The sequence below is a fragment of the Streptomyces sp. NPDC031210 genome (assembly GCF_055570395.1).
In genome coordinates this window covers 344164-356472 of the sequence record NZ_JBVIHH010000004.1, presented here as the reverse complement: position 1 = coordinate 356472, position 12309 = coordinate 344164, and the positions used below count along the sequence as shown (strand labels likewise).

Sequence of the window (12309 nt, the reverse complement as noted above, 5' to 3'; positions counted from 1 at the left end):
CCGCCTCAGTGCCGCAAGGACGCACCGAACCCGGCGGCCAGCGGCATGCGCAGGCCCAGAGGTGGCGGCGCCGCCAGGGCGTCCCTCACCGGGCGGGCGTAGTCCCCGGCGAAGAGCGAACCGAGCATGAAGTCGGCGGCCAGCGCGAGGACTTCCGCGCGATGCTGGTGCAGCGCGTGGCCGTCGGAGTGCACCTCGAACCGGCAGGTGTCACGGTTGATTTTCTTGGCGCGCTCGGCGTAGCGGTAGGAGAGCTCGGGGTCGGTGCGCTCGTCGTTCGTGCCGTGGACGAGCAGCACCTGCCGGCCGATGAGCTGCTTGACCGGATCGGGCTCCGCCGGGTCCGGACCGGGCTCGGGAAACCAGGGGGCGATCGCCAGGACGGAATGCGCCGCGCGATGACCGGCGGCGTGCAGCGCGGCCCGGGCGCCCATGCCCGTACCGACGAGGCAGACCGGCACATCGCCGTAGCGCCGGACCACCTCGTCCAGCGCCCACGTCGCGTCCCGCGCCGGATCGGCCGCCGTGCCGTTCCACCCCCGGCAGCGGTAGCGCACCACATGCGCGGTCAGCCCCTCGGCCCGCCCGGCCCGCGCCAGCCGGGCCGCGAGCGGACGGACCGCCAGCGCCGACACCGGCGACGGGCGCCGGAACCCGGTCGGCCCTCCCTCCGGCAGTAAGAGGGCGACACCGTTGACCGCCTGTTCCGTCCCGGCCGTTCCCAGCGGTTTTCCCAGCCGGGCCTCGCGCACCGGCAGCGCTTGCTGAGCCATGACAAGAACCATGGCAGAAGGTGGGGTGCGGGCAACCCCGCGTACGGGTCACTGTTACGTATCGTTCGGTGATATCTACGCGCGTAGGGGCTAGAGTGCCGAGATGACGAGCGAGACCACCAACCTCCCGACCAGTGAACAGATCCGCCGCGCCCCCAAGGTGCTGCTCCACGATCACCTCGACGGCGGCCTGCGCCCCGCGACGATCGTCGACCTCGCCCGCGAGTGCGGTTACGGCGGCCTCCCCGAAACCGACCCGGAAAAGCTCGGGATCTGGTTCCGCGAGGCAGCCGACTCCGGCTCGCTGGAGCGCTATCTGGAGACCTTCGCGCACACCTGCGCCGTCATGCAGACCCGCCAGGCCCTGGTCCGGGTGGCCGCCGAGTGCGCCGAGGACCTGGCCGCCGACGGCGTCGTCTACGCCGAGGTCAGGTACGCGCCCGAGCAGCACCTGGAGCAGGGCCTCAGCCTCGAAGAGGTCGTCGAGGCCGTCAACGAGGGCTTCCGCGAAGGCGAGCGGCGGGCCCGCGCCAACGGCCACCGCATCCGCGTCGGCGCCCTCCTGACCGCCATGCGGCACGCCGCCCGCGCCCTGGAGATCGCCGAACTCGCCAACCGTTACCGCGACACCGGCGTCGTCGGCTTCGACATCGCGGGCGCCGAGGCCGGCTTCCCCCCCACCCGCCACCTCGACGCCTTCGAGTACCTCAAGCGGGAGAACAACCACTTCACCATCCACGCCGGCGAAGCCTTCGGCCTCCCCTCCATCTGGCAGGCACTCCAGTGGTGCGGCGCCGACCGCCTCGGCCACGGCGTCCGCATCATCGACGACATCGAGGTCGCCGACGACGGCTCGATCAAGCTCGGCCGCCTCGCCTCCTACGTGCGCGACAAGCGCATCCCCCTGGAGATGTGCCCCACCTCCAACCTCCAGACCGGCGCGGCCGCCTCCTACGCCGAGCACCCCATCGGTCTCCTGCGCCGCCTGCATTTCCGCCTGACCGTCAACACCGACAACCGGCTGATGAGTGGCACGGACATGTCCCAGGAATTCGAGCACCTGGTCAAGACATTCCGATACACGCTCGATGACATGCAGTGGTTCACAGTCAATGCGATGAAATCAGCATTCATTCCTTTCGATGAACGTCTGGGCATGATCAACGACGTGATCAAGCCGGGATATGCCGAACTCCGGGCCGAGTGGCTGTTCCCTCAGGCGGGCTCAACACCCCCTGCCAGCAGCGCTCCTGACGCTGTGTGACGTAGTGTCGGAGGTTTAGCGGAACGGCCGGTGGATTGTCCACCGGCCGTTTTTCGTACGGCCTTGGCTGTTTGCGGCGGCGGTGGCCACGTCACTAGGTTCCTAGCCGGTCAAGCCCCCATCATGAGGACGTAATTCGATGAAGCAGGGAACCATCAAGACTCTCGGTGCCGCCGCCCTCGGCGCCGCCTTCGCCGCCACCGCCGCGGGCACCGCCGCCGCCGCGCCGGCCATGGACACGGCCGACACCACCAAGGTGCTGCACAACCTGCCGGTCGACCAGGCCACCAAGACCGTCTCCGGCGCGACCAAGACCGTCTCGGGCGCCACCAAGGGCGTCAAGGGCGCCACGAAGGGTGTGAACGGCGCGAGCAAGGGCGTCAAGGGCGCCACCAAGGGCAAGCCGGGCAACGGCCAGTTCAGCTCCAACACCAACTCCAAGGGCAACCTGCTGGGCGGCCTGCCGGTCAGGAACCTCCCCACCGGCGCCGTCACCAGGACCCTTCCCCTGGGCGGCTGAGACGGGACACCGTCGGGCCGTGCCCCGGTTCGTACGCCGCCGTGCGTACGGGCCGGGGCACGGCCGTACGCGGTTCCGCGCCCCGGCGGCGGGTGCGGCGGGCCGCCGGGCGGCTACCAGGCGGCGGCGCGGCTGGAGCCCTCGGAGGGCAGGATTATCCACAGCGCGAGGTAGACGAGGAACTGCGGGCCGGGCAGCAGGCACGACACCAGGAAGATCACGCGCATGGTGGCCGGGGTGGTGCCGAAGCGACGGGCCAGGCCCGCGCACACTCCGGCGATCATTCGGTTGTTGCGGGGGCGGACCAGTGCGGCGGCCATGAGGACGACTCCTTCTCGACTACGCGGGGCGGATACCCCGATGTCTCAAAGGTAGGTCCGGGAGCCGGAGAGGGCATCGGTCTGCGGGGCCATGCCGACCCTGGTGATTCTCGGGGTCGCCACCCCGAGACGCTCGTACCGGCGGCGTAGCCGGGCCCGGCACCCGGGGACCACGGACAGGTGCGCCACCAGCACACCGAGCGTGTTCAGCAGCACCATGTCGATATCGGGGACCTGTCCGGGAACCCCGGTCTGCAGCAGTTCGACGGCCAGCGCGATCATCGCGCCGGCGAACGTCGTGCGGGTCAGTGACGCCAGCGGGGACACGTACAACCGCCCCGCCGACATCGGCAGCAGCACGCCGAGCGGCGCCAGCAGCAGCACCGGCCCGCCCAGGCTCTGCGTGGCCTCCCACGGCCCGCGGGCCAGCTCCGCGCCGATCGTCGCCAGCGGTTCGAGATTCGGGGCCGGCACCCACGGCACCGTACGAGGACGCAGCATCAGCCAGCCGACGCTCATCAGATGCGCCACAAGGAGGAGAAGTCCGGTGGCGCGCAAACGGAGGGCGGCGGTGTCGCCGGGGCCAGGACGCTGCACACAGGCCAGGACGCGGGGAGCGGGGGCCGCGGTTCCGCCCGGACACTCCCGTCTTGCCGAGCCGGTCCTCAGCCCTTCCGCGACACCCGGTCTCAGCTCTTCCGCGACAGCGGGTCGCCCCAGTCCGCGTGCTGGGCGATGTCCGGGCTGGCCCGCACCTCCGCGGAGCAGTCGTAGCGGTGCGGCGCGGAGTCGCCGGGCCCGCCCAGCACCGCCGCCCGCGTCCGCCCGAGCGCCGGGCTCGCCCCGTAGGTGCACATCAACTGCGCCAGCGCGAACGACGGCAGGTCGTCCGGCCGGATGCTCAGCCGCAGCGCGTCCGCCGGGTCGCCGGCGCGCGGCCCCTGGACCCGCAGGTCCTCGGGCAGGGCGCTGCTGAACCCGGCCTGCTCCTCGGCGGCCGAGGGCTGCTTTTGCAGCTCGCGCAACAGCGCACGGGCGGAGCGCAGGCGCGTCGCCGCGGACGGCTCGCCCTCGGGCCCCGACACCGTCCGCTCCACCTCGATCAGCGCCGAGCCGCACACCAGGTAGACGATCACCGGCACCCCGCCGGGAACGCCGGTCGCCGTCTCGCTGTCCGGAGCCTTGCAGCTCACCCGCGAGGGCGCGCCCCCCGCGTCGACCGGCACGGACGTACCCCGGATACCGCAGCCCGCGGCGGCCAGCGCGAGGGCCGCCACGACGGCGGTACGCCGCCACCGGCGGGCCGGTCGCGGGCCGGGGAGGCCGTCCCGCATGCGTGCGGACCGCGTCATCGGTCGTCCTCCGTGCCCTCGTCGGCCGCGCCGCCGGCCGTCCGGCCGTCGTCCCGCGCGCCACCGCGGCGCTCGCCGGTGGTACGCCCCTGGATGGTGCTCCCGCCGTCCCCGGCGTCGTCCGCCAGCCGGGAGGCGTCCATCGGCAGCCGCAGCGTGAAGACCGCGCCGCCCTCGGGCGAGTTGGCGGCGGTGATCCCGCCGCCGTGGATGTGCGCGTTCTCCAGCGCGATCGACAGGCCCAGGCCGCTGCCCTCCGACCGGGGCCGGGAGGCGCTCGCCTTGTAGAAGCGGTCGAAGACGTGCGGCAGGACCTCTTCGGGGATGCCCGGCCCGTGGTCGCGGACCCGGATCACCAGATCCCCGCCCCCGGCGCCGCGCCCGTCGCCCACGAGGTCGGCCGCTTCGTCCGGGCCGTCGCCCCCGCCGACCTCGGCCCGCGCTTCGGCCTCGCCTCGCGCGTCGGCCCAGGAGCGCCCGGAACGCTCCATTCGCGCGGACCGCTCGCCCCGCCCGGGCCGTCCGTCCCGCTCCGGCACCTCGTCACCCTCGGAGCCCTCACGTGGCCCGGCGGCCCCGTGCCCCCCGGCCGCGTCCTGCCCGCCGGAAGAAGTCCCGCCACGAGCCGGGCCCGACCCGCCGTCCTCCTCCACGCCCCCCGCCGGCTCCGTCGACACCGACACCCGCACCGGCGAACCGCCGTGCTTGAGGGCGTTGCCGATCAGGTTGGCGAGGATGACGTCGAGCCGCCGCGGATCCAGGCGGGCCACGATGCCGCGGTCCGCGTCCAGGTCCACCGCGTCCAGCCAGGCCCGCGCGTCGATGCAGGCGGTCACCTGGTCCGCGACGTCGACGTCGTCCAGCACCAGACGGGCCGTCCCCGCGTCGAAGCGGGTGACCTCCATCAGGTTCTCCACGAGATCGTTCAGCCGCCGGGTCTCGCTGACCACCAACTGCACGGCGGGCGCGATCATCGGATCGAGGGAGTCGGCCTCCTCCTCCAGCACCTCCGAGACCGCCGTGATGGCCGTCAGCGGCGTCCGCAGCTCGTGCGACATATCGGCGACGAACCGCCGCGAGGACGCCTCCCGCGCGCTCAGCTCCTCCACCCGCTGCTCCAGCCGCTCGGCCGTACGGTTGAACGTACGGGAGAGATCGGCGAGTTCGTCCGTACCGGTCACCCGCAGCCGGGTGTCCAGCCGGCCCTCGCCGAGCTGCCGGGCGGCGTGCCCGAGCCGCTGCACGGGCCGCAGGACGGTCGTCGCGGCGGCCTGGGCCAGCAGCGCCGAGCCGACCAGCGCCAGCGCGGTCGCGATCCCCAGCGACCAGGCCAGCGAGTTGAGGTCCTGCCGCTCGGCGGCCAGCGACTTCATCATGTAGCCGGTCGGACCGCCGCCGATCACCTTCGCCCCGGCGATGAGGTACGGGACGTCCTCGATCTCCTCGCGTTGCCAGTACAGGTGATGCGCGTAGCGATTGGAGTCGTCGACCGGACGCAGGTCGTTGACGGCCGTCCGCAGCGGCTTCGGTACGTTCTTGAGCGTCAGCAGGTCCTTGTCCGTGGTGGCCGCGCAGTCCTTGCCCTTGTGGTCCACGCCGATCAGCAGCACCGCGTAGTTCTGCGGCCCGCCCGCTATCCGGCGCGCCGCGTCCTGGAGTTCGGAGCACGGCGGCCGCAGCGGCAGCGAGCGGGTGCTGTCCTCCAGCGACTTGCGGAAGTCATTGAGCACGGAGTTCTGCGTACGGTCCAGAACGGTGTTGCGGTTGAGCCAGTAGGCGATGCCGGACGCCGACACCGCGGCGGTCAGCGCCACCAGCGCGAAGACGACGACCAGCCGCAGCCGCAGGCTGGTCCACCGCAGCAGGCCGAAGGCGCGGCCGGCCAGCCGCAACAGCCGCCCGCCGGGCGCCCCGTCATCCTCGGGCGCGGCGACCGGGCGGGAGTGCTCTTCCCTGCCGCCGCGCGTCCTGCCGTCCGTCACTGCGGCGAATCCAGCCGGTAGCCGACCCCGCGGACCGTACGGATCAGCGTCGGCGAGGACGGCACGTCCTCCACCTTCGCGCGCAGCCGCTGCACACACGCGTCCACCAGGCGTGAATCGCCCAGATAGTCGTGCTCCCACACCAGCCGCAGGAGCTGCTGGCGGGACAGCGCCTGGCCGGGCCGGCGGCTCAGCTCCAGCAGCAACCGCAGCTCGGTCGGCGTCAGTTGCAGGTCCTCGCCGTTCTTCGTGACCGTCATCGCCGACCGGTCGATGACCAGTGAGCCGAAGGTCGCCGAGTCGCTGGACTCCCGCTCCCCGCGGCGCAGCACGGCCCGGATGCGGGCGTCCAGCACCCGCCCCTGGACCGGTTTGACGACGTAGTCGTCGGCGCCGGACTCCAGACCCACCACGACGTCGATGTCGTCGTTCCGCGCGGTGAGCAGGATGATGGGCAGTTGGTCCGTACGCCTGATCCGCCGGCACACCTCGAAACCGTCGATGCCCGGCAGCATCACATCCAGCACGATCAGGTCCGGGCGCTGCTCGCGCAGCAGCTTCAGGCCGTCCTCGCCCGTCGCCGCGGTCACCACACGGTGACCCTGGCGCGACAGGGAGAGTTCGAGGGCCGTGCGGATGGCGTCGTCGTCCTCGATCAGCAACAGGAAAGGCACGTGCGCCATTCTGGCCCATGCCAGGCCGGGAGATCGACCGGCGCCGCCTTCCCACACAACCCCCGCACCCGTCGCCGCCCCACGCCCGACTCCCGGCACCCCTGTGACACGGCTGTGACAGTCGGCGGACAGCGTGATGAAACTGGGTTGGCAGTCTTTTGGGCACCGGGAGAGATCAACATCCGGCGGATGCACCGAACGAGCTGGCTCTACGACGGGGGGCGCGAGATGAACACACTGCACGGCACCACTTCCAGCGCAGTAATCACGCGGCTCCACGACGTCGTACGGACCACCCAGGGGGGAGCGCGGGGGTGCGCTCGCGGCGTCGGGCGTCAAAGGGCGCCTTTCATGGTGGCCATCGACGCGACGGCGGCGGGCCGGGCGGCAGGCGGCACGGACGCCGGCCGCCCGGGCGACAATGGGGGAGCGGCATACGGGGAGGACACGGGGGAACGGCGCTCCGCGTCGGAGGCAGCCGAGGCCGAAGCGGCCTTCACCGCCTACGTCCAGGAGCGCCGGGCCTCCCTGTACGCCACCGCCTACCACCTGACCGGCGATCGCTACGAGGCCGAGGACCTGCTCCAGAGCGCGCTGTTCTCGACCTTCCGGGCCTGGGACCGGATCAGCGACAAGGCGGCGCTCGGCGGCTATCTGCGGCGCACGATGACCAATCTGCACATCAGCGCCTGGCGCCGGCGCAAGCTCAACGAGTACCCGACCGAGGAACTGCCGGAGACGGTCGTCGACGTGGACGCGATGCGCGGCACCGAGCTGCGCGCCGTGCTGTGGCAGGCGCTGGCGCGGCTGCCCGAGACGCAGCGCACGATGCTGGTGCTGCGCTACTACGAAGGCCGCACGGATCCGGAGATCGCGGACATACTCGACATCAGTGTCGGCACGGTGAAGTCCAGCATCTGGCGCTCCCTGCGCCGGCTGCGCGAGGACGAGGTCCTCAGCTTCGGCCGTGACGAGGAGGAGTCCTTCGGCCAGTTGGTGGCCTGAGGACGGGGGAAAGGCCCGAGGGGACGGGTAACGGGGGATACGGGGGAACGGCCGAACCGGAGCGATCCGGGGAGGCCGGCGTATCGGGGGATACGGGGGATACGGGGGATACGGGGGAGCACGGGGGAAACGGAGCGGGTTCGGAAGGCCGGGGGGGCCGTCCGAACCCGCTTCCTGCTGTTCGGGGCGCGCCGACTACGGCCGCGCGCCGCCGCCCACCGTCACCACCGGCTCGTGCCGCACCGGGAAGTTCACCGAGTTGGCGATGAAGCACTTCTCGTGCGCCTCGTGGTGCAGCGCCCGCGCCCGCTCGGCGTCCGCCTCCGACGCCACCTCCACCCGCGGCCGCAGCACCACCTCGGAGAACCGCCCGCCGCCCGCCCCGTCCTCGGTCATGGTGCCGCCGGCCTCGTCCGCGTACCCGGTCACGACCACGCCCGCCAGCGAACACAGCGCCAGATACGTCAGCATGTGGCACTGCGCCAGCGAGGCGAGCAGTAGCTGCTCCGGATTCCAGCGGTCCTTGACGCCCCGGAAGGCCGGATCGGCGGTGCCCGCGAGCGTCGGCGGGCCGTCGGCGCTCACCTCGTGGTCCCGGTCGAACGCGCGGTAACCGCTGGTCCCCGAGCCGGTGTTGCCGGTCCACAGGACGTGGGCGCGGTATGTGTGCTGCCTGGCCATCGGCATCCCCTCGCGCGCCGCCCCGGCCGCCGTCCGGCACGGTACCGGACGAGATCGGACCGACCCGGGCCGCACGATCAGGAGCGTACGGCCGCGCCGACCGGGTCCGCAGCCCGGATCGCACAAATGCGCGCCAGCGCCTCCGGCTTGGCGCAGGCGTGCGCGCCCAGCGCGCGGTGCCGGGCGACGATCGTCCGTTCGGCGCGCAGCAGCCGCAGCCCGCGGCGCACCAGATACGGCGCGGACTTGCGGCCCTCGCGCAGGTCGCGGGCCAGCCGTCGGCGGAAGGTCGTCGTGGGGCGGCCGTGCAGGCACAGCGCGTCGGCCAGCAGTCCCGCCGCGCGGCAGGCCGCGATGACATCGGCCGCGAAGACGCCCTCCGCGATGAACAGCGCGGCGCCGCCGAGGTCGAGGGCCGCCTCGCCGACCCGGGCGCTGGCGGCGATGTCGTACACGGGGACGGTGGCGCGCCCCTCGCGGCACAGCGCGTCGATCGCGGCCACCGCGGCCTCGGCGTCCCAGGAGAGCGGGGAGTCCCAGTCGGTGCCGCCGCCGTCCGGCAGCCGCGGCAGCGTCGGGTCCGTCGCCTCCTTGTAAAAGTCGTCGAGATTGAGGACGGGCAGGCCGGTCAGGGCGGCGAGGGACGTCTTGCCGGAGCCGGACGGGCCGGTCAGCAGAACGACTTGGGCGGCGGGCGGCATGGGGGTGCCTCCCTGCTCGAACGAAGTCGAGAGCCTGGGGGAGGGGGACTGGGAGCTCACGGGGATCCATTGTCGGGCATTGAGCCGTGTGAGCTACCCCTGGCGCGCGAGGTGGATCGACCGGCGCCACTCAACTACTGTACGCATTCAATCGATTACGCGGCGTTCGCGCGCCTCTCACAGAAGGTCTCCGCCCGGTGGATGCCTTCCGACCCCCAGGCAGGTGGCACATGTCCTCGTACGTACGTCTCAAGTCCAGCCGCGCCCCGCGCACGCTCCTGCGCGTCTCGCTCGCCCTTTCCGCGGCCGGCGCCGCACTGGTGGCGGGCGGCGCGAGCGCGAGCGCGGCGCCCGCCCCGGAGTCCGACTCCAGCAAGGACACCGGCGCCACGGCGTCCCTGCTGCCCGACTCCATGGCGCGCGCGGCGGAGGCCGGCCTCGGCACGGCCAAGAACCTCCAGCTCAACCCGCTGGCCAACACCCCCGTGGACCCGTTCTCCAACGTCGTCGGCACGCAGATCGCCGACTTCAAGCCGGTGGACACCACCATGGCCACCGGAAGCCTGTCGAGCGGCGGCGGCCTGAAGGACCTCCCGGTGGCCGGGCAGGCGACGGACGTACTCCCGGGCTGAGACCGGCGCGCGACGGGCCGCTTCCAGCGGCCGTCGCAGGCCGCGACGACGAAGCCGCACGGGGCTCCTTCCGCGAAGGAAGGAGCCCCGTGTCGGTGGCCGGAAAGGGGTGGCCGGGTGGTCAGACGCCCATCGGATGCCAGACGGTCTTCGTCTCCAGGAAGGCGAGCAGGCGGCCGGTGCCGGGGTCGGTGGTCCAGTCCTCGGGCTTCGGGCGCAGGACGCGCTTGAGGTTGTCGGCCGCGGCCGTCTCCAGGTCCTTCGCCAACGTGGCGTCGGCGCCCGTGAGGTCGAGGGCGTTGACGTCCTGGTGGGCGGCGAGCGGGGCGGCGAGTTCCGCGGTGCGGCCCGAGAGGATGTTGACGACGCCGCCCGGCAGGTCGGAGGTGGCGAGCACCTCGGCCAGGGAGAGGGCCGGCAGCGGGGCGTCCTGCGAGGTCACCGCGACCACCGTGTTGCCCGTGACGATCGCCGGGGCGATGACCGAGACGAGTCCGAGGAACGACGAGTCCTGGGGGGCCAGGACGGCGACGACACCGGTCGGCTCGGGGGAGGACAGGTTGAAGTACGGGCCCGCGACCGGGTTGGCCGAGCCGGCGATCTGGGCGACCTTGTCGGACCAGCCCGCGTACCACACCCAGCGGTCGATGGCGGCCTCGACGACCGCGCCGGCCTTGGACTTCGACAGCCCCTCGGCCGCGGCGACCTCCGCGATGAACTGGTCGCGGCGGCCCTCCAGCATCTCGGCGACGCGGTAGAGGATCTGCCCGCGGTTGTAGGCCGTGGCGCCCGACCAGCCGCCGAACGCCTTCCGCGCCGCGACCACCGCGTCCCGGGCGTCCTTACGGGAAGCCAGCGGCGCGTTGGCGAGCCACTCGCCCTTGGAGTCCGTCACCTCATACACCCGCCCGCTCTCGGACCGGGGGAACTTGCCCCCGACGTACAGCTTGTAGGTCTTGAGAACGCTCAGCCGATCAGACATTGAGGTACGCCTCCAGACCGTGCCGGCCGCCCTCGCGGCCGTAGCCCGACTCCTGGTAGCCGCCGAAGGGCGAGGCCGGGTCGAACTTGTTGAACGTGTTGGACCAGATGACACCGGCGCGGAGCCGGTTGGCCATCCACAGCATCCGCGAGCCCTTCTCCGTCCAGATGCCCGCCGAGAGGCCGTACGGCGTGTTGTTGGCCTTCTCCACCGCTTCCTCGGGAGTGCGGAAGGTCAGGACGGACAGGACCGGGCCGAAGATCTCCTCGCGGGCGATGCGGTGCGCCTGCGTGACGCCGGTGAAGAGCGTCGGGGCGAACCAGTAGCCGGAGGCGGGCAGATCGCAGGCCGGGGCCCAGCGCTCGGCGCCCTCGGCCTCGCCCGCGTCGACCAGCGAGGTGATGCGGGCCAACTGCTCGGCGGAGTTGATCGCGCCGATGTCGGTGTTCTTGTCGAGCGGGTCGCCCACCCGGAGGGTCCCCATCCGGCGCTTGAGGGCGTCGAGGATCTCCTCGGCGACCGACTCCTGGACCAGCAGGCGCGAGCCCGCGCAGCAGACGTGGCCCTGGTTGAAGAAGATGCCGTTGACGATGCCCTCGACGGCCTGGTCGACGGGCGCGTCGTCGAAGACGATGTTCGCCGCCTTGCCGCCCAGTTCGAGGGTCACCTTCTTGTCGGTGCCGGCGACCGTACGGGCGATGGCCTTGCCGACCTCGGTGGAGCCGGTGAAGGCGACCTTGTCGATGCCCGGGTGCCCGACCAGCTCGGCGCCGGTGGAACCGTCACCGGTGAGGATGTTCACGACGCCCTTGGGCAGGCCCGCCTGACGGCAGATGTCCGCGAAGAACAGGGCGGACAGCGGGGTCGTCTCGGCGGGCTTGAGGACGACGGTGTTGCCCGTCGCCAGCGCCGGGGCGATCTTCCACGCCAGCATCAGCAGCGGGAAGTTCCACGGGATGACCTGGCCGGCCACGCCCAGGGGGCGCGGGTCGGCGCCGTAGCCGGCGTGGCCGAGCTTGTCGGCCCAGCCCGCGTAGTAGAAGAAGTGCGCGGCGACCAGCGGCAGGTCGGCGTCGCGGGACTCGCGGATCGGCTTGCCGTTGTCCAGCGACTCCAGGACGGCCAGCTCGCGCGAGCGCTCCTGGATGATCCGGGCGATGCGGAAGAGGTACTTGGCGCGCTCGGCGCCGGGCAGCGCGGACCACTTCTCGAAGGCCTTGCGGGCGGCTTTCACGGCACGGTCGACGTCCGCCGCGCTCGCCTGGGCGACCTCGGAGAGGACCTCCTCGGACGAGGGCGAGACGGTCTTGAAGACCTTGCCGTCGGAGCCCGGCGCGAACTCGCCGTCGATGAACAGGCCGTAGGACGGCGCGATGTCGACGACCGAGCGGGACTCGGGTGCGGGTGCGTAATCGAAGGTCAT

Annotated in this window: 14 protein-coding genes; 4 read left to right on the top strand and 10 right to left on the bottom strand. The window is 72.2% G+C overall.

Features of this window, described 5'->3' with window-relative positions; translation table 11 throughout:
• Positions 1-5 precede the first annotated feature (5 nt).
• Entirely contained in the window at positions 6-773 is a 768-nt protein-coding gene (locus ACZ45Z_RS11110) for an alpha/beta hydrolase (RefSeq protein ID WP_468359567.1), read from the bottom strand.
• 103 nt (positions 774-876) lie between these two features.
• Here ACZ45Z_RS11110 and ACZ45Z_RS11105 point away from each other — a divergent pair, with 103 nt between their 5' ends.
• Both ACZ45Z_RS11105 and ACZ45Z_RS11100 read left to right on the top strand, forming a co-directional pair.
• Positions 877-2037, top strand: coding sequence for an adenosine deaminase (locus tag ACZ45Z_RS11105; protein WP_468359564.1), 1161 nt, complete (start codon positions 877-879; stop codon positions 2035-2037).
• 139 nt (positions 2038-2176) lie between these two features.
• Complete coding sequence (locus ACZ45Z_RS11100) at positions 2177-2557, top strand: hypothetical protein (protein ID WP_468359561.1); 381 nt, start codon at positions 2177-2179, stop codon at positions 2555-2557.
• Between the two features lie 113 nt (positions 2558-2670).
• On the opposite strand, the gene ACZ45Z_RS11095 is transcribed toward ACZ45Z_RS11100, so the two are convergent.
• The 5 genes from ACZ45Z_RS11095 to afsQ1 all read right to left on the bottom strand — a co-directional run bounded on the left by ACZ45Z_RS11095 (position 2671) and on the right by afsQ1 (position 6885).
• The gene (locus tag ACZ45Z_RS11095) at positions 2671-2877 is read right to left on the bottom strand and encodes a PspC domain-containing protein (RefSeq protein WP_468359558.1); all 207 of its coding nucleotides are present in this window, start codon (positions 2875-2877) and stop codon (positions 2671-2673) included.
• 45 nt (positions 2878-2922) lie between these two features.
• A complete protein-coding gene (locus ACZ45Z_RS11090) occupies positions 2923-3396 on the bottom strand; it encodes a VanZ family protein (protein WP_468359831.1) in 474 nt (157 codons plus the stop codon).
• Between the two features lie 170 nt (positions 3397-3566).
• The gene (locus tag ACZ45Z_RS11085) at positions 3567-4229 is read right to left on the bottom strand and encodes a hypothetical protein (protein WP_468359555.1); all 663 of its coding nucleotides are present in this window, start codon (positions 4227-4229) and stop codon (positions 3567-3569) included.
• Positions 4226-6091, bottom strand: a complete 1866-nt coding sequence (locus tag ACZ45Z_RS11080) for an ATP-binding protein (RefSeq protein WP_468359828.1) — start codon at positions 6089-6091, stop codon at positions 4226-4228. The genes ACZ45Z_RS11085 and ACZ45Z_RS11080 overlap by 4 nt, the downstream gene beginning before the upstream one ends.
• 116 nt (positions 6092-6207) lie before the next feature.
• Positions 6208-6885 (bottom strand): two-component system response regulator AfsQ1, encoded by a 678-nt coding sequence (afsQ1, locus tag ACZ45Z_RS11075; RefSeq protein ID WP_026169550.1) that lies wholly within the window; start codon positions 6883-6885, stop codon positions 6208-6210.
• A 228-nt stretch (positions 6886-7113) separates the two neighbouring features.
• Here afsQ1 and ACZ45Z_RS11070 point away from each other — a divergent pair, with 228 nt between their 5' ends.
• Positions 7114-7890 (top strand): SigE family RNA polymerase sigma factor, encoded by a 777-nt coding sequence (locus ACZ45Z_RS11070; RefSeq protein WP_468359825.1) that lies wholly within the window; start codon positions 7114-7116, stop codon positions 7888-7890.
• A 195-nt stretch (positions 7891-8085) separates the two neighbouring features.
• Here ACZ45Z_RS11070 and ACZ45Z_RS11065 read toward each other — a convergent pair whose 3' ends face one another.
• Together ACZ45Z_RS11065 and ACZ45Z_RS11060 are read right to left on the bottom strand one after the other, a co-directional pair.
• Positions 8086-8571 (bottom strand): OsmC family protein, encoded by a 486-nt coding sequence (locus ACZ45Z_RS11065; RefSeq protein ID WP_468359552.1) that lies wholly within the window; start codon positions 8569-8571, stop codon positions 8086-8088.
• Positions 8572-8648: 77 nt separating this feature from the next.
• Entirely contained in the window at positions 8649-9272 is a 624-nt protein-coding gene (locus ACZ45Z_RS11060) for an ATP-binding protein (protein WP_468359549.1), read from the bottom strand.
• 230 nt (positions 9273-9502) lie between these two features.
• On the opposite strand from ACZ45Z_RS11060, the gene ACZ45Z_RS11055 reads away from it, so the two are divergent.
• Positions 9503-9904 carry a hypothetical protein gene (locus ACZ45Z_RS11055; RefSeq protein WP_468359548.1) on the top strand — a complete coding sequence of 134 codons (402 nt, stop codon included), beginning with the start codon at positions 9503-9505 and terminating at the stop codon, positions 9902-9904.
• Between the two features lie 121 nt (positions 9905-10025).
• Here the strand turns inward: ACZ45Z_RS11055 and ACZ45Z_RS11050 are convergent, their stop codons facing one another.
• Entirely contained in the window at positions 10026-10886 is an 861-nt protein-coding gene (locus tag ACZ45Z_RS11050; RefSeq protein WP_468359545.1) for an aldehyde dehydrogenase family protein, read from the bottom strand.
• Complete coding sequence (locus ACZ45Z_RS11045; RefSeq protein WP_468359542.1) at positions 10879-12309, bottom strand: aldehyde dehydrogenase family protein; 1431 nt, start codon at positions 12307-12309, stop codon at positions 10879-10881. The genes ACZ45Z_RS11050 and ACZ45Z_RS11045 overlap by 8 nt, the downstream gene beginning before the upstream one ends.

What these genes read in the sequence shown, in the direction of transcription:
- ACZ45Z_RS11045 (WP_468359542.1), bottom strand. Translation starts at nt 12,309, where the DNA reads ATGACCTTCGATTACGCACCCGCACCCGAGTCCCGCTCGGTCGTCGAC.
- ACZ45Z_RS11110 (WP_468359567.1), bottom strand. Translation starts at nt 773, where the DNA reads ATGGCTCAGCAAGCGCTGCCGGTGCGCGAGGCCCGGCTGGGAAAACCG.
- ACZ45Z_RS11090 (WP_468359831.1), bottom strand. Translation starts at nt 3,396, where the DNA reads ATGAGCGTCGGCTGGCTGATGCTGCGTCCTCGTACGGTGCCGTGGGTG.
- ACZ45Z_RS11070 (WP_468359825.1), top strand. Translation starts at nt 7,114, where the DNA reads ATGAACACACTGCACGGCACCACTTCCAGCGCAGTAATCACGCGGCTC.
- ACZ45Z_RS11050 (WP_468359545.1), bottom strand. Translation starts at nt 10,886, where the DNA reads ATGTCTGATCGGCTGAGCGTTCTCAAGACCTACAAGCTGTACGTCGGG.
- ACZ45Z_RS11095 (WP_468359558.1), bottom strand. Translation starts at nt 2,877, where the DNA reads ATGGCCGCCGCACTGGTCCGCCCCCGCAACAACCGAATGATCGCCGGA.
- ACZ45Z_RS11055 (WP_468359548.1), top strand. Translation starts at nt 9,503, where the DNA reads ATGTCCTCGTACGTACGTCTCAAGTCCAGCCGCGCCCCGCGCACGCTC.
- ACZ45Z_RS11085 (WP_468359555.1), bottom strand. Translation starts at nt 4,229, where the DNA reads ATGACGCGGTCCGCACGCATGCGGGACGGCCTCCCCGGCCCGCGACCG.
- ACZ45Z_RS11060 (WP_468359549.1), bottom strand. Translation starts at nt 9,272, where the DNA reads ATGCCGCCCGCCGCCCAAGTCGTTCTGCTGACCGGCCCGTCCGGCTCC.
- ACZ45Z_RS11105 (WP_468359564.1), top strand. Translation starts at nt 877, where the DNA reads ATGACGAGCGAGACCACCAACCTCCCGACCAGTGAACAGATCCGCCGC.
- ACZ45Z_RS11065 (WP_468359552.1), bottom strand. Translation starts at nt 8,571, where the DNA reads ATGGCCAGGCAGCACACATACCGCGCCCACGTCCTGTGGACCGGCAAC.
- ACZ45Z_RS11100 (WP_468359561.1), top strand. Translation starts at nt 2,177, where the DNA reads ATGAAGCAGGGAACCATCAAGACTCTCGGTGCCGCCGCCCTCGGCGCC.